Origin of the sequence: Phytopseudomonas dryadis (assembly GCF_004327355.1) — a bacterium.
Lineage (GTDB): Bacteria > Pseudomonadota > Gammaproteobacteria > Pseudomonadales > Pseudomonadaceae > Aquipseudomonas > Aquipseudomonas dryadis.
This window is the reverse complement of sequence record NZ_QJUM01000015.1, coordinates 57326-77960: the sequence shown is the minus strand read 5'-3', so window position 1 is coordinate 77960 and position 20635 is coordinate 57326. Positions and strand designations below refer to the sequence as shown.

11 protein-coding genes and 1 tRNA gene are annotated in these 20635 nt (G+C 64.2%); 9 read left to right on the top strand and 3 right to left on the bottom strand.

The genetic code is table 11. The features are described from left to right. Nucleotides 1–25: 25 nt before the first annotated feature. A complete protein-coding gene (locus tag DNK34_RS14160) occupies nucleotides 26–2494 on the bottom strand; it encodes a Lon protease family protein (protein WP_131175658.1) in 2469 nt (822 codons plus the stop codon). Between the two features lie 360 nt (nucleotides 2495–2854). Continuing rightward, nucleotides 2855–4462, bottom strand: a complete 1608-nt coding sequence (gene rtcR / locus DNK34_RS14155) for an RNA repair transcriptional activator RtcR (protein WP_131175659.1) — start codon at nucleotides 4460–4462, stop codon at nucleotides 2855–2857. 246 nt (nucleotides 4463–4708) lie between these two features. Here rtcR and DNK34_RS14150 point away from each other — a divergent pair, with 246 nt between their 5' ends. The 5 genes from DNK34_RS14150 to rtcA all read left to right on the top strand — a co-directional run bounded on the left by DNK34_RS14150 (nucleotide 4709) and on the right by rtcA (nucleotide 10714). Next, complete coding sequence (locus DNK34_RS14150; RefSeq protein WP_131175660.1) at nucleotides 4709–6259, top strand: vWA domain-containing protein; 1551 nt, start codon at nucleotides 4709–4711, stop codon at nucleotides 6257–6259. Between the two features lie 681 nt (nucleotides 6260–6940). Continuing rightward, nucleotides 6941–8167 (top strand): RtcB family protein, encoded by a 1227-nt coding sequence (locus tag DNK34_RS14145; protein ID WP_131175661.1) that lies wholly within the window; start codon nucleotides 6941–6943, stop codon nucleotides 8165–8167. A 9-nt stretch (nucleotides 8168–8176) separates the two neighbouring features. After that, nucleotides 8177–8755: a hypothetical protein gene (locus DNK34_RS14140; protein ID WP_131175662.1), complete on the top strand. Its 579-nt coding sequence runs from the start codon at nucleotides 8177–8179 to the stop codon at nucleotides 8753–8755. A gap of 21 nt (nucleotides 8756–8776) precedes the next feature. After that, the gene (locus DNK34_RS14135) at nucleotides 8777–9565 is read left to right on the top strand and encodes a nucleotidyltransferase domain-containing protein (protein ID WP_131175663.1); all 789 of its coding nucleotides are present in this window, start codon (nucleotides 8777–8779) and stop codon (nucleotides 9563–9565) included. A 117-nt stretch (nucleotides 9566–9682) separates the two neighbouring features. Further along, on the top strand, nucleotides 9683–10714 hold the full coding sequence (gene rtcA, locus DNK34_RS14130; RefSeq protein ID WP_131175664.1) for an RNA 3'-terminal phosphate cyclase: 1032 nt from the start codon (nucleotides 9683–9685) through the stop codon (nucleotides 10712–10714). 250 nt (nucleotides 10715–10964) lie between these two features. Here the strand turns inward: rtcA and ettA are convergent, their stop codons facing one another. After that, complete coding sequence (gene ettA, locus DNK34_RS14125; protein WP_131175665.1) at nucleotides 10965–12632, bottom strand: energy-dependent translational throttle protein EttA; 1668 nt, start codon at nucleotides 12630–12632, stop codon at nucleotides 10965–10967. A 323-nt stretch (nucleotides 12633–12955) separates the two neighbouring features. On the opposite strand from ettA, the gene DNK34_RS14120 reads away from it, so the two are divergent. The 4 genes from DNK34_RS14120 to DNK34_RS14105 all read left to right on the top strand — a co-directional run bounded on the left by DNK34_RS14120 (nucleotide 12956) and on the right by DNK34_RS14105 (nucleotide 20546). Continuing rightward, nucleotides 12956–17167: a sensor domain-containing protein gene (locus DNK34_RS14120; protein WP_242675329.1), complete on the top strand. Its 4212-nt coding sequence runs from the start codon at nucleotides 12956–12958 to the stop codon at nucleotides 17165–17167. 169 nt (nucleotides 17168–17336) lie between these two features. Further along, entirely contained in the window at nucleotides 17337–18590 is a 1254-nt protein-coding gene (gene glyA, locus DNK34_RS14115; protein ID WP_131175666.1) for a serine hydroxymethyltransferase, read from the top strand. A gap of 408 nt (nucleotides 18591–18998) precedes the next feature. After that, nucleotides 18999–19075: transfer RNA gene (locus DNK34_RS14110), tRNA-Ile, on the top strand. A gap of 331 nt (nucleotides 19076–19406) precedes the next feature. After that, nucleotides 19407–20546, top strand: a complete 1140-nt coding sequence (locus tag DNK34_RS14105; protein ID WP_131175667.1) for a Fic family protein — start codon at nucleotides 19407–19409, stop codon at nucleotides 20544–20546. Nucleotides 20547–20635: the final 89 nt, after the last annotated feature.

The following is a 20635-nucleotide window of genomic DNA, read 5'->3' as shown; positions in this document are numbered from 1 at the left end:
CCGTTTCAGCTCGTCCGCGCGCCCCTCAGTCGGCTGCCGGCCTCTTCGTCCGCGGTTTCTTCTCGCCGGCGGGCAGCGCAGCGGCCAAGGCCTCCTTCGCCGCTTCCGGCTTGTCCTCCTCGCCCATACCGATCTCGGCGATTTCGCGCAGCCGTTCGACCACCCGCGCATTCACGCTGCCATCCGGGAAGCGCCCCTTGTCGTCCGGCGTGCCGGCATCTTCGCCGACCAGCAGGCTCAGCGCTTCGTCGACATGGCGCACCGCGTAGACGTGGAACTGACCGGCACGCACGGCCTGCAGCACGCGTTCGTCGAGCATCAGGGTGGCGACGTTGGAATGGGGAATGATCGCCCCCTGCTCGCCGGTCAGGCCGCGGGCCTCGCAGAGGCGGAAGAAGCCTTCGATCTTCTCGTTGACGCCACCGACCGCCTGCACCTCGCCGAACTGGTTGATCGAACCGGTGATGGCGAAACACTGCTTGAGCGCAATCCGCGACAAGGCCGAAATCAGCGTGCAGACCTCGCCCAGGGAGGCGCTGTCACCGTCCACATAGCCATAGGACTGCTCCAGGGCGATGCTCGCCGAGATCTCCAGCGGGAATTCCTGGGCGTAGCGGCTGCCGAGGAAGCCGGTGAGGATCATCACGCCCTTGGAGTGGATCGGCTGGCCGAGGTTGACCTCGCGCTCGATGTCGACGATGCCGGAACCGCCGGGGTAGACCGTGGCGGAAATCCGCGCCGGCACGCCGAAGGCCGAATCGCCGACTTCCAGCACGGTCAGGCCATTGCACTTGCCCACGGCGGCGCCGGCGGTATCGATCAGGATGATGCCGGCGAGCATGTCGTCGATGATCCGCGCCGAGACGCGTCCGGTGCGCGTGGCCTTGGCCTTGAGGGCGCGCTCGATGTGATCGGCATCGGTGACGCTCTCGCTGGCCAGATTACGGATGAAATCCGCCTCGCTGAGCAACTGGAACAGGTCGCCGATACGCGCCGACAGGCGCCCCTGGTGCTCGGCCAGGCGCGCGCTGTAGGTCGCCAGGCGGGCCACGGCGGCGGCGCTCAGCGGCGCCATGCCCTCCTCCGAGGTGCGGGTCTTCAGCAACTGGGCGAACTGCTCCAGGCTTTCGTCGGCCAGGGGGATGTCCTCGTCGAAGTCGACCAGCACCCGGAACATCTCCTGGAAGTCCGGATCGTGATCCTGCAGGGCGTAATAGAGCTGGCGGGCGCCAATGATGATCACCTTGACCTGCAGGGCGATCACCTGCGGATTGAGGGTCACGGTGGCGATACGGCCGAGGTCGCCCAGGGGCGACTCCATTTTCAGCTGGCGCGAATGCAGGGCACGCTTGAGCGCGTCCCAGACGAACGGCTCGCCGAGCATCTTCTCCGCTTCGAGGATCAGGAAGCCGCCGTTGGCGCGGTGCAGGGCGCCGGGGCGCAGCTGCCGATAGCTGGTGTAGAGCGCGCCCTGATCGGTGTTGTACTCGATACGGCCGAACAGATTGTCGTAGGTCGGGTGCGGTTCGAACACCACCGGCGCACCGCCGTCGATGTGATGCCCCACCACCAGGCTCGGGCTGTACTGTTCCTCGAGCATCTTGCGCGTCTGGGCGTCGGCCTTCTCCACCTCGACCAGTTGATCGACCACGGTCTTCAGCAGGTTCACCTGCACGGCCTGCAGGTAGGCGCAGACCCCGGCGTTCTCGGCATACTTCTCCGACAGCGGCGCCAGCAGCGGCTGCAGGGCGACGGTGATGGTTTCCTCGTTCAACTGACGCAACTGGTTGCTCGACTCGCGCTTCCATTGCGGCAAGCTGGCAAGCTCCTCGTTGAGACGCTCCTCCAGGGCGGCGATATCGGCATGAAAGCGCTCACGGTCGGCTTCCGGCAACTGGGCGAACTCGGCCTCGTCCAGCGCCTTGCCCTCGAGCATGGGGGTGAAGGCGATGTTGCTGCTGTCGCGATACAGGGCGATGCCGCGCTCCAGCGCCAGGCGCTCGATCACGTCCAGGGCCTGGTCGTAGCGTTTGTTGAAGGCGCGGTCGATGGCGCTCTTCTTCTGCTGGAACGAGGGATGCTCGAACACCGCCGGGAAGGTCGCCAGCAGGTTGTCGATCAGCACGTTGATATCGGCGATGAACGCACTCGCCGTGCCGGCCGGCAGCTCGATGGCGCGCGGCTCGCGCGGCTCGTCGAAGTGATTGACGTAGACCTGGTCGGAGGGCGTTTCCAGGCGCTTGCCTTCGGCCTGCAGGTAACGTTTGACGAAGGAGAAACGACCGGTACCCGGCTCGCCCATGACGAACACGTTGTAGCCGGGACGCGGCATGGCCACGCCGAATTGCAGGGCTTCCACCGCCCGCTCCTGACCGAGCACGCCGCGGAAGGGTTCCAGATCATCGGTGGTGGTGAAGGCGAACTGTTCGGGGGCGAAGGGACGGGTCAGTGCATCGGGCGCCAGCCGCAAGCCGGCTGCAACGGGATCGGGCATCGGGAGTCCTTAAATACCGCGGAGAATTGCCTGCATTCTGGCGCCCCCCGCTCCCGCCTGGCAAGGCACCCACGTCGAGCGGTACAAACGGTCAGGTGAGCGACCCGCTGTACGCCGCCCCGAGCAGCTGCGCATCAAAAGCCGCAGATGATCTTGCGACCCACATCCAGCAGAAAAAATGGCGGCAAGAAAGCGATAGCGGCCTTCGGCCTTCGATCAAAAACGCTTGAGGCGGCCGCCTACCCACGCACATTGCGGCACGCTTTTGCAGGAGCCCCGTTGCAGCGCTCCCAGGCGCCACGCCGCGCCAGCAAGGAGCGATATCCCGGGAACGGACGCTCGACTGACGGGTCTCCCCCGTCAGCCAGATTGGCGGACGGCTTTCCAGTCGAGGCCGAAGCGCGTCAGGTATTTGCGCAGGCGATCGGCATCGTTGGGCTGAGCCTTGGCCTGACGCGACACGTCGAACAAGCGGCGCCCAGCATCGGACAGGCTGTCGGCTTGACGACAGACCGCGATCACCGCGCACAGCTGCAGGCGGTCGAACAGATCGAGACCATCGGCCGCGTCACCCAGTAGCGCATCCAGCCCGTCATGCGGATCGGCCACGCCCCAGGCGCGGCGCAGCCGATCGATTTCCTCCTGCACCTGGGCTTCGTCGATCCGCCCACTGTCGGCCAGGGTCGCCATTCGCGTGATGGAGGCGGACAGTTCGCGAAAGTTGCCTTGCCAGGCCGCTTCGCTGGAGCTGGCGAAAGCCAGATAGTGGCGCCGCGCTTCCAGATTGAAACGCACCAGGCGCCCCTGCTCGCGGGCATGACGCTGCAGCTCGAAATCGATGTTCGGCTCGATGTCCTCGCGGCGCCCGGCCAGACCCGGCAACTCGAAGGTCCACAGGTTGATACGCGCGAACAGGTCCTCGCGGAACAGGCCTTCGCCGACACGCGCTCGCAGGTCGCGGTGGGTACCGGCGATCAACAGGAAATCGCTGGCCACCTCCTTGTCCGAGCCGAGCGGGAAGAAGCGCTTCTCCTCGATGGCCTTGAGCAACATGGCCTGTTCGTCCAGGCCCAGTTCGCCAATCTCGTCGAGGAACAGCATGCCGCCGTCAGCGGCCCGCAACAGGCCGTCGCGGGCATTCTGCGCCCCGGTGAAGGCCCCCTTGATATGGCCGAACAAGGCCGACATGGCACCGTCGCCACGCAAGGTCGCACAGTTGACCTCGACGAAGCGCCCCTCGACCTGATGCCGGCTGCGCTTGAGCTCATAGATGCGCCGGGCGAGAAAGGACTTGCCGGCGCCGGTCGGGCCGATCAGCAGCATCGGTGCCCTGGAACGCACCGCCACTCGCTCGATCTGCTCGATGGAGCGGTTGAAGGCGGCATTGCGCGTGGCGATGCCGGACTTGAGAAAAGCCAGCCCCTCCAGGCGCTCGTGCCGAAAACGCGTGGCGATGCGGTCGTAACGCGACAGGTCGAGATCGATCAGCGCGTAGGTGCCGGTGACCTGCGCCGTTTCGTCGCGCTTGCGCGCCGGCGAGGTCTGCACCAGGCGCGCCGGCAGATAGCGTGCCTCGGTCAGGAGGAACCAGCAGATTTGCGCCACGTGAGTGCCGGTGGTGATGTGCACCAGGTAATCCTCGTGCTCGGTATCGAAGGCATAGGCACTGGTGAAGTCGTGCAGCGCGCCGTAGACCTCCTCGAAATCCCAGGGGTTGCGCAGGTGCATCGGCTGCAGCCGCACTTCGGTTTCCGGGGAGATCTGCTGAATATCCACCCGGATGCGTTCGGCCAGGCCGATATCGCGGGCATCGGTTCCGTGGATCAACTCCAGGCGGTCGATCAGCAGGTCCGGCTGCTGACACAGGCCGATGCTGGGCCGCCACCTGTTCCAGCGATTGGCGCCCTTGCCTACCCGATCCAGGGTGGCGCCGATAAAGCCGATGGCGACGGTTCGCTTGCGTGCCATGTCAGTAGCCCCTTGGTCTTGGGAAACGAGAAGATGAGTGAATATTATCTAAAAATATAAATAGCTATCCAACAGTCTAATAAAACTAAAAACCCCTTCAATACCCTCATGCCCAAAAGACTCCTAATAAATATTTTTAAACCTTTAAAATCATATAGTTAATTATTTTTTAATAGAAAAATAGAAAACCTGGCACATCCGCTGCAATAGCTCTGACAACACGGAAACACAGAGTGAGACGCCATGATGGCCAACTTCAAATTGTTCAACAGCCGCGAAGCCCAGTTGCCTGCCAGCGATGCGCTGAACCACCAGCAGGCGCCGGCCTATGCCTACCAGCCCAAGCACAAACTGGCGCAACTGGCGGTAACCGGCTGCTTGAACCAGACCTTCTACGCCGATGCCGAGACCCAATTGGCCGAGGTACTGAAACTGGTCGCCGAACTGGACGCCCGCTACGTGGCCAAGGCCGCCCTGTATGCCCGCAAGAAAGGCCATATGAAGGACATGCCGGCCCTGTTGCTGGCGGCCCTGGCCGCGCAACGGTCGAGCCTGGTGCCCGCACTGTTCGAACAGGTAGTGGATAACGGCAAGATGCTGCGCACCTTCGTGCAGATCCTGCGCAGCGGCGTGACCGGACGCAAATCCCTCGGTTCGCAGCCCAAGCGCCTGGTGCAGGCCTGGTTGAACAGCGCCAGCGAACGCCAGTTGCTGCAGGCGGCGATCGGCAACCAGCCATCGCTGGCGGACGTGGTGAAGATGGTTCACCCCAAGCCGGCCGAAGCCTGGCGCGAAGCGTTCTTCGCCTGGCTGATCGGCAAGCCGGCGGATGCCGAGGCCCTGCCAGTGCTGACCCGCTCGCTGCTGGCGTTTCGCAGCGGGACCAGCAGCGAACTGCCTGACGTACCGTTCCAGTTGCTCGGCAACGAAACGTTGAGCGCGACGCAATGGGCCGAACTGGCTGGCCGCATGGGCTGGCAGGCGCTGCGCATGAACCTCAACACGCTGCTGCGCCACGGCGCATTCGCGGTCGAGGGCTGCGCCACCGCGTTGGCGCAGCGCCTGGCCGATGCCGAGGTGGTGGCCAAGGCGCGGGTCTACCCGTACCAGTTGCTGGCGGCCTACCGCATGACCGGCAACGATGTGCCGCTGGTGGTGCGCGAAGCGCTGCAGGACGCCCTGGAGCTGTCGCTGGCCAACGTGCCGGCGCTGAGTGGCAACGTGGTGGTGTGCCCGGACGTATCCGGCTCGATGGCGAGCCCGGTCACCGGCTATCGCCAGGGTGCGACGACGGCGGTGCGCTGCATCGACGTGGCGGCACTGGTGGCGGCGGCGATCCTGCGCAAGCAACCTCGCGCTCAGGTACTGCCGTTCGAGAACAAGGTGGTGAAGGTGACGCTCAACCCTCGCGACAGCGTGATGAGCAACGCCCAGAAGCTGGCGGCAATCGGTGGCGGCGGAACCAGCTGCTCCGCACCGCTGAAGCAGTTGGCGGACGCCAAGGCCAAGGTGGATACGCTGATCCTGGTTTCCGACAACGAATCCTGGATCGACGCCCGCCGCCATGGCGCCACGGAAACCCTGCGCCAGTGGGAGCGAATCAAGCAGTTCAACCCGCAGGCGCGGCTGATCTGCATCGACCTGCAGCCCTACGGCACCACGCAGGCGGCGGACCGAGCGGACATCCTGAATGTCGGCGGTTTCAGCGACGCGGTGTTCGACGTGCTGGCACAGTTCGCCAGCGGTAAGTTTGGCGCCGGCCACTGGGTCGATGCCATCGAGCAGATGGAGATATGAGAACGCGTCCGGCCAATGGGGGCTGGGCGCACAAGATTGACGATTCGAACGTATTCGAATGCCGACGGGACTACCTCCAGAATGTCTCATCGTCCCCTTGTCGACTACGCGCGAAGGCACGAATGCCAGTGGCTGTACAGGGTTATGCCGGTTTCGATACCGGCCCGTGGCAACACGGAACAGTCACTTCTCTTGTCGTGCCACCTGATTCAGAGTTTTGCGACGAATGCCGGTGGAACTACACCCTTCCACGGTCGAGATGCGGGTTCGAGTCCCGTCGGCTCCATCACTGGGGGGCCGTAGTTCAATGGCAGAACACGAAAATACGTTTCACCACTTTTGTCGTCGCATCTTTTCAAGGCCCGCCACGGTGGGTCGGCAGCGAATGCCATGGGTACTACATTGTGTCGCGGGTTCGAACCCCGCCCCGGTAACGGGTAGCTCAGTCGGTAGAGCAAATGTGCCCGTCATCTTGTCGCTGCAAGGAGGCTGGAGCCTCCACCATTTTTGGCCCGGCGAATGCCGGTGGAACTACAGGGACACGAGGGTCGCGGGTTCGAATCCCGCCAGCCGCAAGGCTGTAGCTCAGCCAACGGATAGAGCATCGTGCATGTTTCACCAACTTTTGTCGCCGCACCGAGAACACGCTGGCACAGCCAGCCCGAATACGAGTGAATAACGATGCAAACCAAGACCTACAACCTGCTGGAAGTCGCCAACGGCAAGCCGATCAAACTGTGGACGCAAGGCGTCCCGGTCGAGGAAGAGGCCCGCCAGCAGTTGATGAACACCGCGAAGATGCCCTTCATCTTCAGGCACCTGGCCGTGATGCCGGACGTGCACCTGGGCAAGGGCTCGACCATCGGCAGCGTGATTCCCACCATCGGCGCCATCATCCCGGCCGCGGTCGGGGTGGATATCGGTTGCGGGATGATCGCCGCACGTACCTCGCTGATGGCCTGCGACCTGCCGGACAACCTGGCCGGGCTGCGCGCCGCCATCGAGAAAGCCGTTCCCCATGGCCGCAGCAACACCCGCGCCGGTCGAGACCGGGGTGCCTGGGAAAACGTGCCGGAACTGGCCGACCATGCCTGGTCGGCCCTGAGCGACCGTTTCAAGGCGATCACCGACAAGTACCCGAAACTGGAGAAGACCAACAACCGCAAGCACCTGGGCACGCTGGGAACCGGCAACCACTTCGTCGAGGTCTGCCTGGACGAAGCCAACCGTGTCTGGTTCATGCTGCACAGCGGATCGCGCGGTGTGGGTAACGCCATCGGCAACCTGTTCATCGAACTGGCCCAGGCCGATATGCGCCAGCACATCGCCAACCTGCCGGACCGCGACCTGGCCTACTTCGAGGAAGGCAGCCAGCACTTCGCCGACTACGTGGAAGCGGTGGGCTGGGCCCAGGACTTCGCCAGGCAGAACCGTGCCTTGATGATGCACGCGGTGATCGCGGCGGCGCGTGGCGTTATCGCCAAGCCGTTCGAGGTCGCGCTGGAAGCGGTGAACTGCCACCACAACTACGTGCAGAAGGAACGTCACTTCGGCGAAGAGGTACTGGTCACGCGCAAAGGCGCGGTGTCGGCGAAGAAAGGCGAACTGGGGATCATCCCCGGCTCGATGGGGGCGAAGAGCTTCATCGTCCGCGGCCTGGGTAACGAAGAAGCGTTCTGCTCCTGCAGCCACGGCGCCGGCCGCACCATGAGCCGAACCAAGGCCAAGAAACTGTTCAGCGTGGCCGACCAGATCAAGGCCACGGCCCACGTCGAATGCCGCAAGGACGCCGACGTGATCGACGAAATCCCGATGGCCTACAAGGACATCGACCAGGTCATGGATGCCCAGCGCGAACTGGTGGAAGTCGTGCACACCCTGCGTCAGGTGGTGTGCGTGAAAGGATAAGGTGAGGACATGCTGCAACCCGTACAAAACCAGCGACTCGACGGACTGCGCACTCGCCTGGAACAGGCGGGCTGCGTCTTTGACTTCACGGTGGCAACGCTCGATCCGACCGCCACGCCAGGCGAAGCGGAACATCGCCTGGCGTTGCAGATGCTGTTCGAGACCATACAGGAACGCGCACGGATTTGGCGGCTGGAGCTGATTGCACGCGACCCCCGCTATGCCAAGCAGTGCTGGCCCGACCTGAAACCGGGCTTGGCTCAAGCCCGCCCGCAGGCACTCACAGTCGACGCAGTGCGTGAACTGATCAGCGAGGACGGCCTGTTGTGCCGGAGCTTCCGCGATCCGCCCTACGGCACCGGTCTGCAGGTGACGGACTTCCGCGAATGGTTGCAGGTGCTGAAGCTGTATCCCGACGAAGGGCTGCAGGTGTTCGACTGGGTCGGAGATGGACACGCCGAACCGCAGCGCAGCACCTGGAGCAGCTACTTCGACGACGGTAAGGAATGGTGGGGCATCTGGTGCCTCACGCTGTACAACCCGCGACGACGAACATTGTCCGCGCTGGCCGCCAGCGCGGCGGACTGATCAAGAACAAGGATCGGGAACATGGACATGCAACAACACCACCCACTCAGCGACAGCATGCGCGCACGGGTGCTGGAAGAACTGCAACGCGTCGAGCACGAGCGCAACGTCAAGGTGCTCTACGCCTGCGAATCGGGCAGCCGCGCCTGGGGCTTCGCTTCGCCCGACAGTGACTACGACGTACGCTTCGTCTACGTGGAGAAGCCGGACTGGTTCGTCCAGGTGGACACGCCGCGCGATGTGATCGAGCGCCCGCTGGACGACGAACTGGACGTCAGCGGCTGGGAGCTGCGCAAGACCCTCGGTCTGCTGCGCAAATCCAACCCCACCCTGCTGGAGTGGCTCGACTCGCCACTGGTGTATCGCCAGGAGGACGAAGCAACGGCACGCCTGCGCGAACTGGCGGAAACCTTCTACAGCCCACCGGCGGCACGCAATCACTACCTGTCTATGGCCAGGAAGAACTTCCGCGGCTATTTGCAGGGCGACTCGGTGCGCTTCAAGAAGTACTTCTACGTCCTGCGCCCGCTACTGGCCGTGCGTTGGATCGACCAGGGTCGCGGGCGGCCGCCGATGACCTTCGCCGAGTTGCTGCAGACGGTGAACGATAACGCGCTGCTGGCCGAAGTGGACGAGTTGCTGGCGCTCAAGCGCAACGCCGATGAGTCGGCCTACGGCCCGCGCCGCCCGGCGCTGCACACCTTTATCGAGGCACAACTGGAACGCCCGGTGCCGGTCCTGCCACGCACCCGGGCGGACAGCGCCGTACTCGACGACTACCTGCGCGAGATGGTGAAGCGCTACGCCTGAACCGACGTAGCCCGGGTCGAGCGAAGTGACACCCGGGTATCGCAAGCTCAACCCGGGCTACGTACTGAGCGTACCAGCGAGCGTGGGAACGCTCGGCGAAACGACAAGGATTCACAGATGGACAAGGACATTCTCGAACTGGATGGCGCCATCGGTGGCGGACAGGTGCTGCGCACGGCGCTGAGCCTGTCGATGATCACCGGCAGACCCTTGCGTATCCACAATATCCGCGCCAAACGCAGCCGGCCGGGCCTGCTGCGTCAGCACCTGACCGCCGTGCTGGCTGCCGCGCAGGTCAGCGGCGCGGAGCTGGAGGGCGCCGAGATGCACGCCACCACCCTGACCTTCCGCCCGCAGGTACTCCGGGGTGGCGACTACCGCTTCGCCATCGGCTCGGCCGGCAGCTGCACCCTGGTGCTGCAGAGCATTCTGCCCGCCCTGCTGCATGCCGCCGAGCCGAGCCGGGTACGCATCAGCGGTGGCACCCACAACCCGGCGGCACCGCCTTTCGACTTTCTCGAACTGGCGTGGCTGCCGCTGTTGCGGCGCATGGGCGCGCGGGTCGAACTGCAACTGCACCGCCATGGTTTCATGCCGGCCGGCGGTGGCGCACTGGAGGCGTTCATCCAGCCTTCACGGCTGCTGCCGATGGATCTGCCCGAGCGCGGCGCGATAACGGGCCAGCACGCGCAGGTGCTGCTGGCAGGAATTGCCGGCCATGTCGGCGAGCGCGAACTGGAGCGTGTCGGCAAGCGCCTGAAGTGGCCGGATGAGGACCTGCACTGCACCTGGCTGGATCAGAGTCATGGCCCCGGCAACATCCTCATGCTGACGGTGGCCTGCGAGCATCTGACGGAACAGTTCTGCGCCTTCGGGCAGTCCGGTGTGCGGGCCGAAACGGTCGCCGACCGGGCTATCGAACCGCTGCGTCAGTGGCTTGCCAGCGAGGCCGCGGTAGCCGAGCACCTGGCCGATCAGCTTCTGTTGCCCATGGCGTTGGCGGGTGCGGGCAGCTTCACCACCACGCACCTGAGCGAACACCTGCGGAGCAACATTCAGGTGATCGAAGCGTTCGGCCCGACGACGATACGCTGCACACCACGGGGCAAGGCGCTGCGGGTCGAAGTCAGCAGCAGAACCGAGGAATAGAAAACGGAGCCAGGGGCGAATGCAAGTCAGTGAAGCGCTTGGTCCGCAAACGGCGCTAGTCCTGTAGGAGCCGCGCCCCCGCGGCGAATGGTGGCCATCACACGCTCGTGAGATGGCCACCCTGGCATCGCGCCGAGGGCGACGCTCCTACCCGGACTGCGGTTTTCCGCACTTACACAGGCCTTCCTGCTCCTGCGAAAACCTCATCTGACAGGCACCAGCCAGTGGCCCCGTTCTTTCATTGCCGCGCTTACTGCGCCAGTTTCTTGTGCCGGACCCGGTGCGGCTGGGCGGCGGCCTCGCCGAGGCGCTTCTTGCGGTCGGCTTCGTACTCGGTGTAGTTGCCTTCGAAGAACACCGCCTGCGAGTCGTCCTCGTAGGCCAGGATGTGGGTCGCCACGCGGTCCAGGAACCAGCGATCGTGAGAAATCACGATGGCGGCGCCGGGGAAGTCGAGCAGGGCTTCCTCCAGGGAGCGCAGGGTTTCCACGTCGAGGTCGTTGGACGGTTCGTCGAGCAGCAGGACGTTGGCGCCTTCCTTCAGGGTCAGGGCCAGGTGCAGACGGCCACGCTCACCGCCGGAGAGATCCTTGACGAACTTCTGCTGGTCGCCGCCCTTGAAGTTGAAACGGCCCACGTAGGTGCGCGAAGGGATTTCGTAGTTGCCGATCCGGATCTGGTCGGAACCGTCGGAGATGGCCTGGAACACCGACTTGCTGCCGTCCAGGTCGTCGCGGCTCTGATCCACGCAGGCCAGCTGCACGGTTTCGCCGATCTCGATGCTGCCCGAGTCCGGCTGCTCCTTGCCCATGATCATGCGGAACAGCGTGGATTTACCGGCACCGTTGCCGCCGATGACCCCGACGATGGCGCCCTTGGGCATGGCGAACGACAGGTTGTCGATCAGCAGGCGATCGCCATAGCCCTTGCTGACGTTCTTGAACTCGATGACCTTGTCGCCCAGGCGCGGGCCGGCCGGGATGTAGATCTCGTTGGTTTCGCTGCGCTTCTGGAATTCCTGGGACTGCATCTCCTCGAAGCGCTGCAGGCGCGCCTTGGACTTGGACTGGCGGGCCTTGGCGCCTTTGCGCACCCATTCCAGCTCTTCCTTCATGGCCTTCTCGTGGGCCGACTGCTGCTTCGACTCCTGGGCCAGGCGCGCCGACTTGGCCTCCAGCCAGCCGGAGTAGTTGCCCTCGTACGGAATGCCCGCGCCACGGTCGAGTTCGAGGATCCAGCCGGCGACATTGTCCAGGAAGTAGCGATCGTGGGTGATCGCCACCACGGTGCCCGGGAAATCGTGGAGGAAGTGCTCCAGCCAGGCCACCGAATCGGCATCCAGGTGGTTGGTCGGTTCGTCCAGCAGCAGCATGTCGGGAGCCGACAGCAGCAGGCGGCACAGGGCCACACGGCGCTTCTCGCCGCCGGACAGGTGCTCGACCCTGGCGTCCCAGGCCGGCAGGCGCAGGGCATCGGCGGCGACTTCCAGTTGGCGCTCCAGGTTGTGGCCATCGCTGGCCTGGAGGATGGCTTCGAGCTTGGCCTGCTCGGCGGCCAGCTTGTCGAAATCGGCGTCGGGCTCGGCGTAGGCGGCGTAGACCTCGTCCAGGCGGGCCTGGGCGTCCTTGATCGCGCTGACCGCTTCTTCCACCACTTCGCGCACGGTCTTGCTCGGATCGAGCTGCGGCTCCTGCGGCAGGTAACCGACGTTGAGCTCGGGCATCGGGCGGGCTTCGCCGTCGAACTCGGTGTCGACCCCGGCCATGATCTTCAGCAGGGTGGACTTGCCCGAACCGTTGAGACCGAGCACGCCGATCTTGGCGCCCGGGAAGAACGACAGGGAGATGTTCTTGAGGATTTCCCGCTTCGGCGGCACGACTTTGCTCAGCCGATGCATGGTGTAGACGTATTGAGCCATGGATAACCTTGGTTCTGGACAGGTAACGGAAAAAGTCGCCGCAGGCAGTCGCACATGGGGTGCGAGGCGCGGTCGAAGGCGCTGGGCAGGCGGCTGCAACGGCACGCCGCCGCAAGGCGCGCAAACCCTCGCGCGCGAGCCGGTAAAGCTACCGGAATGCGCTGCACAGGGCAAACGGCACTCGTCGCCTGCGCTGGCACTTCGCCACGGTTGTGGCATGCTAGCCGCCCCGGAACTTCGCCAGCCCGGTCCGGAATCTCAGCAGCATCACCTGCCCTCCCTCGCCGCAGCAGGATTTTCAACACGTGTCAGCAGCAAAACCCATGCGTCCCTTACGCGATAATTCGCCACCTCCCATGCGCCGCTCGGTCAAGGGTGCGCTGGTGACACTGGTTCTCGGCATGCTGGTGCTGCTGCTGTGGCAATTGCAGCTCGAGTCGCGGCAGCTGCAGGACAATCAGCGCCAGCTCAACCAGGCCGTCAGCGCGCAGTTGGCCAACCACCTGGGGCTGAGCCTGGAATCCGCCGCCAAAGCGGGGCTGGCGGTACTGAATGCGGCTCCCGACCAGACAACCTCCACTCCCCCCTACGCCGACCATCTCGACAACCTGCGGGCAGTGTTCCCTTCTCTGCAGAGCCTGGCGCGCCTGAACGCAGCGGGCATGCTGCTGGATGACAGCGACCCGCTGGCCAACGACCGGAACGCCCTCGCCCAACTGCTGCAGCGCAGCAGCGATCAGCCCTATCACTATGCCTTCAGCGCCATGGGCAGTGGCCGTATCTACCTGCTGCTGCATACCCCCGCACAGAACGACTACTGGCTGCTGCGCCTGCCCACCACCGCCCTGCACGCCTGGTTGCTGGACAACCGCCAGAGCGAATATCCCTGGTTGCTGGAGGACAGCATCAGCGAACGGGTGATCGCCGACTTTCGCGATCATTCGGCGCCGCATGGCCCCAGCTATCCACTGGTGACGGCGGCCAACCAGGCGCAGACCATCCTGCTGCAGCCGCTGCCAGGCTCCGACTGGCAACTGCGCGCCACCATGGACGCCCGCAAGCTACGGGCCCAGATCCTGCCCGAGATGGCGGGCAAGTTCCTGCTGTTCACCCTGTGCACCCTGCTCACGCTGTTCGCCCTGTACCGCCTGCTACGCGAGCAAAGCCATCTGCATGCCCTCAACATCGCCTCCAAACGCTCCCTGCGCCAGGCCGCCAGCGCGCTGGGGGCGATCGAAGAACGCGTCCTGGTCACCGACAGCGACGGCCGCCTGACCTACCTCAACCCCCAGGCCGAAGCCTTGTTCGGCCTGGCCAATCAGCACGCCCGTGACTGGCACCTGCTCGAACTGCTGCCGCGCCTCGACCCGCTCCTGCTGCATGCCACCGCCTTCCACAGCGGCCTGGGGCCCGATCTGGTCAAGGTCAGGCAGAATGGCGAAACCCGGCTGTTCAACATCACCCGCAGCGACCTAGGCGACGAAGCCCGCCACCTGGGCTTCGTCTGGGTACTGCGCGACGTCACCGAAGAGCAGCACGCCACCCAGGTGCTGCAGGAAACCCGGCGCCGCTACCAGGACATCTTCGACGGCACCGGCACCGCGCTCTGCGTGCTCGACCTCGCCGAGCTCTACCATTACCTCAAGGCCGAGGGCCTCAACTGCGGCGCCCAACTGCTGCCCTGGCTGCAGGAGCACCCGCAGCAACATGGCGAACTGCTCAAGCGCATGCGTTTCACCGAGACCAACCAGGTCGCCCTGCGCCTGCTCGGGGTGAACTCCGCCAAACAGGCCTGGCAACTGCTGATCGACCGCGGCGCGCTGAACCCCGAGGGCTTCCGCGTGCAACTGATCGCCGCCCTGCTCGACGGTGGCGGCCAGCTCGAACTGGAAAGCCAGATCAGCGCGCCCAACGGTCTCGACCGCCACCTGTGGCTGGTCATGCGCCTGCCGGAAAGCGCACAGGACCTGCATGCGGTCACCCTGAGCATCAGCGACATCACCAGCCGCAAACGCATCGAGCTGTCCCTGGTCGAGCGCGAACGCTTCTGGGCGGACGTGGTGCGCGCGGTGCCGGACACGCTTTACGTGAACGATATCCCCAGCCGGAGGCTGCTCTTCAGCAACCACGACATCGGTTCCAAACTGGGCTACGACAACGCCCAGATAAAAGCCATGGGCGAGCACTTCTGGGAGCGCATCATCCACCCCGATGACAGCGACTTTTACTGGCGTATCCGTAACCTGCAGACGGTGATCGGCAACGGCATACAGCTCGAATCCCAGTTCCGCGGACGCCACCGGGACGGCACCTGGCGCTGGTTCAGCATCCGTGAACAGGCCCTCTCCCGCGAAGCCAACGGACGTGTCGGCCGCATGATCGGCGTGGCCAAGGACATCACCGAACAGATCGAGCGCAGCGAATCGCTGAGAGACAGCGAGCGACGTTACCGCCTGCTGGCCGAAAGCATCAGCGACGTGATCTTCTCCACCGACAGCGCCCTGGCACTCAACTACGTCAGCCCCTCGGTGGAGCCGGTACTCGGTTACAGCGCACAATGGGTACAGGACAACGGCTTCCAGGGCATGGCGACCAATCCGCAGCAGTTGGCCGGTCTTTATGGCCTGCTCGATCGCATCGGCGCCGCCCTGGGTAGCCCGCAGCAACTGACCGAACTGCGCGGCCAGCTCAAGCCCAAGCTGTTCGTGTTCGACTGCCTGCGCGCCGACGGGCGCAAGATCCCGGTGGAACTGCGCCTGGTGCCAATGTGGGACGAGAACGGCCGCTTCGAAGGCCTGCTCGGCGTCGGCCGCGACATTTCCCAGCAGCGCCGCGCGGAAAAGGACCTGCGCATGGCCGCGACCGTTTTCGAACACTCCACGGCGGCGATTCTGGTGACCGACCCGGCCGGCTACATCGTCCAGGTCAACAAGGCCTTCAGCCGCGTCACCGGCTACAGCTCGGAGCAGGTGCTCGACCAGTTGCCGGGCATGCTCACCGCCGACAGCCAGCAAAGCAGCCACTTCAACTACGTACTCACGCAGCTCAACCAGCGCGGTAGCTGGGAAGGCGAGATCTGGCTCAAGCGCCGCACCGGCGAGCACTTCCCGTCCTGGGTCGGCATCACTGCCGTGCATGACGAGGAAGGCGACCTGGTCAGCTATGTGTGCTTCTTCAGCGACATCAGCGAACGCAAGGCCAGCGAACAGCGCATCCACCGCCTGGCCTACTACGACGCCCTGACCCAGTTGCCCAACCGCACCCTGTTCCAGGATCGCCTGCACACCGCCCTGCAGCATGCCGAACGGCATCAGGGGTGGGTGGTACTGATGTTCCTCGACCTCGACCGTTTCAAGCCGATCAACGACTCCCTCGGCCACGCCGCCGGCGACCGCATGCTCAAGGACGTGGCGGTGCGCCTGGCCGCCTGTGTCGCCGATGACGACACCGTGGCGCGCATGGGTGGCGACGAATTCACCCTGCTGCTGCAGTCCAACGCCCAGCGTGACGGCGCCCTGCACCGGGCGATCCATGTCGCCGAGCAGATCCTCGCCAGCCTGGCCCGGCCGTTCGTCCTCGAGGGGCGTGAATTCTTCGTCACCGCCAGCATCGGCATCGCCCTGAGCCCGCAGGATGGCAAGGAGCTGAGCCAGCTGATGAAGAACGCCGATACCGCCATGTACCACGCCAAGGAGCGTGGCAAGAACAACTTCCAGTTCTACCAGGCGGACATGAACGCCAGCGCCCTGGAGCGCCTGGAGCTGGAAAGCGACCTGCGCCACGCCCTGGAACAGGGCGAATTCGTGCTCTATTACCAGCCGCAGTTCTCCGGCAACGGCAAGCGCCTCACCGGGGTCGAGGCCCTGTTGCGCTGGCAGCACCCCAAGCGCGGCCTGGTGGCGCCGGACGCCTTCATCCCGGTGCTCGAAGAACTCGGCCTGGTGGTACAGGTCGGCGAATGGGTGCTCGCCGAAGCCTGCCGCCAGTTGAGCCGCTGGCACGGCAACAAGGTACGCGTGCCGAAGGTCTCGGTGAACCTGTCGGCCCGCCAGTTCGCCGAGGGCGACCTGAATCGGCGCATCGCACGCATCCTCAACGACAGTGGCATCCACCCGGCCTGCCTGGAGCTGGAACTGACCGAGAGCATCCTGATGCAGGACGTGGCCAGCGCCATGCAGACGCTCAACGACCTGAAGAACCTGGGCCTGTGCATCGCCATCGACGACTTCGGCACCGGCTATTCCTCGCTCAACTACCTCAAGCAGTTCCCCATCGACGTGCTGAAAATCGACCGCAGCTTCGTCGACGGCCTGCCCCAGGGCGAACAGGACGGCCAGATCGCCCGGGCGATCATCGCCATGGCGCACAGCCTCAACCTGACGGTGATCGCCGAGGGCGTGGAAACCCAGGCTCAACTCGACTTCCTGCGCGGCCACGACTGCGATGAAGTGCAGGGCTACCTGCTCGGCCGGCCGATGCCCGCCCACCAGTTCGAAGCGCAGTTCTGCGGCCTGAGCCTGTTCATGCTCGACTAGCCGCGCCTCCCGTTTGCCCTGCCTCTCCCGGGCCGACCACGGCGCCGGCCAGGCTCGTGAGCGCCGCTTATCCTGCGCATGATCACGCTTCATATGCCTGGCCACACCGGATGCGTTAGAATTCGCCCCCTCTTTCAACCGCCCAACTGATTTCTCTCAGGGGATTGCCATGTTCAGCCGTGATTTGACTCTCGCCACCTACGATGCCGACCTGTTCGCGGCGATGCAGCAAGAAGCCCAGCGCCAGGAAGAGCACATCGAGCTGATCGCTTCGGAAAACTACACCAGCCCGGCGGTGATGGAAGCCCAGGGTTCGGTACTGACCAACAAGTATGCCGAAGGCTATCCGGGCAAGCGTTACTACGGTGGTTGCGAGTACGTCGACGTGGTCGAGCAACTGGCCATCGACCGCGCCAAGCAGCTGTTCGGCGCCGACTACGCCAACGTCCAGCCACACGCCGGCTCCCAGGCCAACGCGGCGGTCTACCTGGCCCTGCTGTCGGCCGGCGACACCATCCTCGGCATGAGCCTGGCCCACGGCGGTCACCTGACCCACGGCGCCAGCGTGTCCTCCTCCGGCAAGCTGTACAACGCCGTGCAGTACGGTATCGATGCCAATGGCCTGATCGACTACGACGAAGTCGAGCGCCTGGCCGTGGAGCACAAGCCGAAGATGGTCGTCGCCGGCTTCTCCGCCTACTCGCAAGTGCTGGACTTCGCCCGCTTCCGCGCCATCGCCGACAAGGTCGGCGCCTACCTGTTCGTCGACATGGCCCACGTCGCCGGCCTGGTCGCCGCGGGCGTGTACCCCAACCCGGTACCGTTCGCCGACGTGGTCACCACCACCACCCACAAGACCCTGCGCGGCCCGCGTGGCGGCCTGATCCTGGCCAGGGCCAACGCCGACATCGAGAAGAAGCTCAACTCGGCGGTGTTCCCGGGCGCCCAGGGCGGTCCGCTGGAGCACGTCATCGCCGCCAAGGCGGTGTGCTTCAAGGAAGCCCTGCAACCCGAGTTCAAGACCTACCAGCAGCAAGTGGTGAAGAACGCCCAGGCCATGGCCAGCGTGTTCATCGAGCGCGGCTTCGACGTGGTATCCGGCGGTACCGAAAACCACCTGTTCCTGCTCTCGCTGATCAAACAGGACATCTCCGGCAAAGACGCCGACGCCGCCCTGGGCAAGGCCTATATCACCGTGAACAAGAACTCGGTACCGAACGACCCACGCTCCCCGTTCGTCACCTCCGGCCTGCGCTTCGGCACCCCGGCGGTGACCACCCGCGGCTTCAAGGAAGCCGAGTGCAAGGAACTGGCCGGCTGGATCTGCGACATCCTCGCCGACCTGAACAACGAAGCGGTCATCGCCGCCGTACGTGAAAAGGTCAAGGCCATCTGCGCCAAACTGCCGGTTTACGGCCAGTAAGCGCAGCGCTGCAAGCGAGAAGCCCGGCAAAAGCCCAATGCCGATCAGATAAGGTTTTGTAGGAGCAGGGGGCGTCTACAGAAGAGCGGCGAACCGCCGCCCGTGTAGGAGCGTCGACCTCGGCGCGATGCGATGGTGGCCATTGCACAAAGCGTGTCATGGCCAGCAATCGCCGCGGGGTCACGGCTCCTACAGGACCAGGGCAAGCCGCCGTTTTGCGGGCCAAACGCTTAACTGACTGGCATTAGGCAAAAGCCGGGCTTCTTTTTGCCTGCGATAGAACGTCCACCAGCCCCACAGAAGAGAAACCGCGGCGCTTTTTCCCTGCGCCGGACGCCGGCATGGAACCTGCCGTGCATTGCGTTGGCGCAGAACCAACCGCATCGGTATAATCCGCCGGCCTTCTGGGGGCCTATAGCTCAGTTGGTTAGAGCAGAGGACTCATAATCCTTTGGTCCACGGTTCGAGTCCGTGTGGGCCCACCACCTTCAAAGCCGCGCACTGCGCGGCTTTTTCATGCCTGCCGAAAAACCGCTAAACCAGCCGGACACAATCGGCACAGTGTCGGTACGCCTCTAGGTGCACTGGAGATGACCATCACCGTCAAAGCGGAAGCCGGTATCTGGAAGGCCCCTGAAGCAAGCACAACTACAGCCAGAACCAATAGCCTCCTACCTACCTGGCAAGCTTCACGCCTAAAGCAGGATGGATAAGATTTCTCATGACTGATTAGACAGTGAGCCAAATAGCCCGCACAATCAGCTCACGCAATGAGCCGAATAGACTCGCTAATCGGCTCACAAATGAGCAAAACCCATGAGCGAACCCCTCTGGATCTGGCAGCAGCCCAATTGGCCGCACTTCAACTGGCAAGCCGAACCACTTGCCCCGCTGCTACGCGCCTGTACTCAGTCTCAGGGGCGCTTGCTCGGCATGCTAAGTGCCGTCGGTAGCGATAACGAAGCGCAGAGCAGCCTGGATGCCCTGCTGCAGAACATCATCACCTCATCAGCCATCGAGGGCGAGCAGTTGGATGTCAGCTCGGTGCGCTCATCCTTAGCGCGGCGTTTGGGGCTTGGTGAGGAAGGCCGAACCACGGCCCGCTCCGAAGGCCTGGCAGAATTGCTGCTCGATGCCACCAGCACACACCAGCAACCACTTGATCTACAGCGACTATATGGCTGGCACGGCTGGCTGTTCCCCAGCGGCGACAACCTGCTGGCCCGCCCACTACGCATTGGCACACTGCGTGGCGACGAGCCGATGCAGGTCGTTTCCGGCCGCCTCGAACGCCCTACCGTGCACTTCGAAGCCCCGCCACGAACCGGACTGGAAGAACAACTGGCCGACTTCCTCGCCTGGTTCGAGAATAGCCGCAGCGATACCAGTCTCGATCCGTTGCTGCGCGCCGGCATCGCCCATTTCTGGTTCGTCACTCTGCACCCCTTCGATGACGGTAACGGTCGCTTGACTCGCGCTATCACCGACCTGGCATTGGCTCAGGGTGATCAGCAGGCCATCCGCTTTTACGCCATGTCGGCGAGCATCCTCGACGACCGCGCCGGCTATTACCGCATCCTCGAAGCCAGCCAGAAAGGCACAGTGGATATCACTGCCTGGCTGCAGTGGTTTCTCGGCACACTACTCAAGAGCTTGGAGCAGGCCCTCGCCCGCATCGACCGGGTGCTGGCCAAGGCGCGCTTCTGGCAGGCGCACCGTGGGCATGCCCTGTCAGCCGAACAAATCAAAGTGCTCAACCGCTTGCTCGATGGCGGCGAACACGGCTTCGAGAACGGTATCAGCGCCGCCCAATATCAGGCCGTGGCCAAGGTATCCAAAGCTACCGCAACCCGTCACCTGGGCGACCTTCTGGAAAAAGGCTGCATCGTTCGACTGCCTGGTGGTGGGCGTAGCACCCGTTATCAAGTTAATAGTCCTGGCAACGCCGCAATCTGAAAACCATGGCCGGCATCGGCGTATGCCCAATCACTGCAATACTATCGTGCCATTACGCCAAGTTTCGGTAATATTCGGGTAACTCAGGA

Excerpts from the sequence above, each read along its gene's own strand:
- DNK34_RS14160 (WP_131175658.1), bottom strand. The coding sequence starts at position 2,494 with ATGCCCGATCCCGTTGCAGCCGGCTTGCGGCTGGCGCCCGATGCACTG.
- rtcR (WP_131175659.1), bottom strand. The coding sequence starts at position 4,462 with ATGGCACGCAAGCGAACCGTCGCCATCGGCTTTATCGGCGCCACCCTG.
- DNK34_RS14150 (WP_131175660.1), top strand. The coding sequence starts at position 4,709 with ATGGCCAACTTCAAATTGTTCAACAGCCGCGAAGCCCAGTTGCCTGCC.
- DNK34_RS14145 (WP_131175661.1), top strand. The coding sequence starts at position 6,941 with ATGCAAACCAAGACCTACAACCTGCTGGAAGTCGCCAACGGCAAGCCG.
- DNK34_RS14140 (WP_131175662.1), top strand. The coding sequence starts at position 8,177 with ATGCTGCAACCCGTACAAAACCAGCGACTCGACGGACTGCGCACTCGC.
- DNK34_RS14135 (WP_131175663.1), top strand. The coding sequence starts at position 8,777 with ATGGACATGCAACAACACCACCCACTCAGCGACAGCATGCGCGCACGG.
- rtcA (WP_131175664.1), top strand. The coding sequence starts at position 9,683 with ATGGACAAGGACATTCTCGAACTGGATGGCGCCATCGGTGGCGGACAG.
- ettA (WP_131175665.1), bottom strand. The coding sequence starts at position 12,632 with ATGGCTCAATACGTCTACACCATGCATCGGCTGAGCAAAGTCGTGCCG.
- DNK34_RS14120 (WP_242675329.1), top strand. The coding sequence starts at position 12,956 with ATGCGTCCCTTACGCGATAATTCGCCACCTCCCATGCGCCGCTCGGTC.
- glyA (WP_131175666.1), top strand. The coding sequence starts at position 17,337 with ATGTTCAGCCGTGATTTGACTCTCGCCACCTACGATGCCGACCTGTTC.
- DNK34_RS14105 (WP_131175667.1), top strand. The coding sequence starts at position 19,407 with ATGAGCGAACCCCTCTGGATCTGGCAGCAGCCCAATTGGCCGCACTTC.